We start from the raw sequence: 3,711 nt of genomic DNA, 5'->3' as shown, positions 1-3,711 counted from the left end.
CGCCGCCGAACTTCTGCGTGAGCACCGTCGTGATCGCTGCCGTCAGCGTGGTCTTGCCGTGGTCAACGTGACCGATCGTGCCCACGTTCACGTGCGGCTTGGTCCGCTCGAATTTACCTTTTGCCATGATTACCTTCTTTCAAAGTTTGTTTGTCGGTTAAAGCTTGTGGCCTGCCGAGTTACTGGAATTACTTGCCCTTGGCGTTGATGATCGCCTCGGCGACGTTACGCGGAGCTTCAGCGTAGTGCTTGAACTCCATCGTGTACGTTGCACGGCCTTGCGTCAGCGAGCGCAGCGAGGTCGAGTAGCCGAACATTTCCGACAGCGGCACTTCGGCGCGAACGATCTTGCCGCCGCCAACCATGTCTTCCATGCCCTGGACGATACCGCGACGGCCCGACAAATCGCCCATCACGTTGCCCATGTAATCTTCAGGCGTTTCGACTTCCACGGCCATCATCGGTTCGAGGATGACCGGGCTTGCCTTGCGCATTGCTTCCTTGAAGGCCATCGAGCCGGCCATACGGAACGCGTTTTCGTTCGAGTCCACGTCGTGGTACGAACCGAAGGTCAGGTGAACCTTCACGTCCACGACCGGGAAGCCCGCGAGCACGCCCGACTTCAGCGTTTCCTGGATACCCTTGTCGACCGCCGGGATGTATTCGCGAGGAATCACACCGCCCTTGATCTCGTCCAGGAACTCGTAGCCCTTGCCCTGCTCGTTCGGCTCGAGCGTGATGACCGCGTGACCGTACTGGCCGCGACCACCCGACTGCTTGACGAACTTGCCGTCGACGTCCGCTGCCGTGCTGCGGATCGTTTCGCGGTAAGCCACCTGCGGCTTGCCGACGGTCGCTTCCACGCCGAATTCACGACGCATACGGTCGACCAGAATTTCGAGGTGGAGCTCGCCCATACCCGAAATGATGGTCTGGCCCGACTCTTCGTCCGTTTGAACGCGGAACGACGGGTCTTCCTGTGCCAGACGATTCAGCGCCAGGCCCATCTTTTCCTGGTCAGGCTTGGTCTTCGGCTCGACAGCCTGCGAAATCACCGGCTCCGGGAAAATCATGCGTTCGAGCACGATCGGGTGCTGCGGATCGCACAACGTGTCGCCCGTGGTCGCTTCCTTCAGGCCGACGGCTGCGGCGATGTCGCCCGCGCGCACTTCCTTGATTTCTTCGCGCTGGTTCGCGTGCATCTGCAGAATACGGCCGAGACGTTCCTTCTTCTCTTTGGTCGCGTTCAGCACGGTGTCGCCCGAATTCACGACGCCCGAATACACACGGAAGAAGATCAGCTGGCCGACGAACGGGTCGGTCATGATCTTGAACGCCAGCGACGAGAACTTTTCGTCGTCCGATGCGCGACGCTCACCCTTTTCACCGCTTTGCAGTTCGCCGGTAACCGGCGGAATGTCGATCGGCGACGGCAGGAAGTCGATCACGGCGTCGAGCATGCGCTGCACGCCCTTGTTCTTGAACGCGGTGCCACACAGCATCGGCTGGATTTCGCACGCGATGGTCCGGTCACGGATCGCCTTGACGATTTCCGCTTCGGTCAGCTCTTCGCCGCCGAGGTACTTTTCCATCAGCTCTTCGCTGGCTTCGGCAGCCGACTCGATCATCTTTTCGCGCCATTCGTTGCACGTGTCAACGAGTTCTGCGGGGATGTCGACGTAGTCGAACTTCGTACCTTGCGAGGCTTCGTCCCAAATGATCGCCTTCATCTTCAGGAGGTCGACGACGCCCTTGAAGTTTTCTTCAGCGCCGATCGGCACGACGACGGGAACTGGGTTCGCCTTCAGGCGGTTCTTCAGCTGGTCATAGACCTTGAAGAAGTTCGCGCCGGTACGGTCCATCTTGTTGACGAACACGAGACGGGGAACCTTGTACTTGTTCGCCTGACGCCACACCGTTTCCGACTGCGGCTGCACGCCGCCCACTGCACAGTAGACCATGCACGCGCCGTCGAGGACGCGCATCGAGCGCTCCACTTCGATCGTGAAGTCGACGTGACCCGGGGTGTCGATGATGTTGATGCGGTGCTCGGGGTAGTTGCCGCCCATACCCTTCCAGAACGCAGTCGTAGCAGCCGACGTAATCGTGATGCCGCGCTCCTGCTCCTGCTCCATCCAGTCCATCGTTGCTGCGCCGTCGTGAACTTCACCGATCTTGTGGTTCACGCCCGTGTAGAACAGGATGCGCTCGGTCGTCGTCGTTTTGCCGGCGTCGATGTGAGCGCTAATACCGATATTGCGGTAGCGCTCGATAGGTGTCTTGCGAGCCACTTTGGATCCTTTTTCGGTCAACGCGCTAGCGGTTGCCGGCGCGTTCTAACGCAAACGGGCGAGGCGCCTGGAATAGCGCACCCGCCCTGATTTTTTCGTTATGCCCTGGGCGGGAGCTTAGAAACGGAAGTGCGAGAATGCCTTGTTGGCCTCTGCCATGCGGTGAACTTCATCGCGCTTCTTCATCGCGCCGCCGCGGCCTTCAGCCGCTTCGGAGAGCTCACCTGCCAGGCGCAGAGCCATCGACTTTTCGCTGCGCTTCTTCGCGGCTTCGCGCAACCAACGCATCGCCAATGCCATACGACGCGAGGGACGCACTTCGACCGGAACCTGATAGTTGGCACCACCAACGCGACGGCTCTTCACTTCCACCACCGGTTTCACGTTGTTGAGCGCAACCGTGAACGCTTCCAGCGGGTCCTTGCCACCCTTGGTCTGGATCTGTTCAAAAGCGCCGTACACGATACGCTCGGCAACCGACTTCTTGCCGGAGAGCATCAGCACGTTCATGAACTTGGCTACATCTACGTTGCCGAATTTCGGATCCGGCAACACTTCCCGCTTGGGGACTTCGCGACGACGCGGCATGATTCTTCCTTTACCTTTTCAGTTGGAGCAATTCTCTGCTCCGCGGCCACCAACTAACCCGATCCATCTCACGACTAACCAGCTTGGCCGGGTGACCACTTACTCGATAGCACCGGCATTTCCGGCACTACCGCCTAAACCGCCTTGCGGCGACCTGATTCGAAACAAAAACGACTACGGACTACGACGGCCAGCAGATTACTTGCCAGCCTTGGCACGCTTCGTGCCGTACTTCGAGCGAGCCTGCTTACGATCCTTGACGCCCTGGGTATCCAGCGAGCCGCGAACCATGTGGTAACGCACACCCGGCAAGTCCTTCACACGACCGCCGCGAATCAGCACGACCGAGTGTTCCTGCAGGTTGTGGCCTTCACCACCGATGTACGAAATGACTTCGAAGCCGTTCGTCAAACGAACCTTGGCAACTTTACGCAGTGCCGAGTTCGGCTTCTTCGGCGTCGTGGTGTACACACGCGTGCACACGCCGCGACGCTGGGGGCAGTCCTGCAGGGCCGGCGACTTGCTCTTCGCATGTTCCGAAGTGCGGCCTTTGCGAACCAGTTGATTGATGGTTGGCATAGTTGATCCTAAAAATTAAAAATCAGCGCGATTTCGACCGGGCAAAGCGGTGAAAAACCGCGCTTTCGATGCTCTCGCCGATGGTTTTCAGAGACGAAATCCAGCCGCAGTTCGAGACTGGGCGGGGTCCGAGACTGGACCAAGAACGAGAACCTAACATGATATTCCGAAAATCCCAATCGGGTCAATACGTTGCGTGGGATTTCCAGTCGATGGCGGCAGCGATCGTCAGCCGGCGCCGACGACATCGAGC

At 59.1% G+C, this 3,711-nt stretch carries 5 protein-coding genes; all 5 read right to left on the bottom strand.

Annotated elements, in window-relative coordinates; translation table 11 throughout:
• On the bottom strand, positions 1-127 hold a 127-nt coding region (locus BVER_RS28160), incomplete at its 3' end, for a GTP-binding protein (RefSeq protein ID WP_049657762.1).
• A 61-nt stretch (positions 128-188) separates the two neighbouring features.
• Positions 189-2,291: an elongation factor G gene (gene fusA, locus BVER_RS28155; RefSeq protein WP_050456047.1), complete on the bottom strand. Its 2,103-nt coding sequence runs from the start codon at positions 2,289-2,291 to the stop codon at positions 189-191.
• Between the two features lie 117 nt (positions 2,292-2,408).
• A complete protein-coding gene (rpsG, locus tag BVER_RS28150) occupies positions 2,409-2,879 on the bottom strand; it encodes a 30S ribosomal protein S7 (RefSeq protein ID WP_050456046.1) in 471 nt (156 codons plus the stop codon).
• A gap of 198 nt (positions 2,880-3,077) precedes the next feature.
• Positions 3,078-3,458 carry a 30S ribosomal protein S12 gene (gene rpsL / locus BVER_RS28145; RefSeq protein WP_050456045.1) on the bottom strand — a complete coding sequence of 127 codons (381 nt, stop codon included), beginning with the start codon at positions 3,456-3,458 and terminating at the stop codon, positions 3,078-3,080.
• An 8-nt stretch (positions 3,459-3,466) separates the two neighbouring features.
• On the bottom strand, positions 3,467-3,711 hold a 245-nt coding region (locus BVER_RS34830; RefSeq protein WP_232316894.1), incomplete at its 5' end, for a hypothetical protein.

This window comes from Candidatus Burkholderia verschuerenii (genome assembly GCF_001189365.1).
Classification (GTDB): domain Bacteria; phylum Pseudomonadota; class Gammaproteobacteria; order Burkholderiales; family Burkholderiaceae; genus Caballeronia; species Caballeronia verschuerenii.
This window is presented reverse-complemented; position numbering and strand designations above follow the sequence as displayed.

Coding starts and splice junctions, on each gene's coding strand:
- rpsG (WP_050456046.1), bottom strand. CDS start 2,879: ATGCCGCGTCGTCGCGAAGTCCCCAAGCGGGAAGTGTTGCCGGATCCG.
- rpsL (WP_050456045.1), bottom strand. CDS start 3,458: ATGCCAACCATCAATCAACTGGTTCGCAAAGGCCGCACTTCGGAACAT.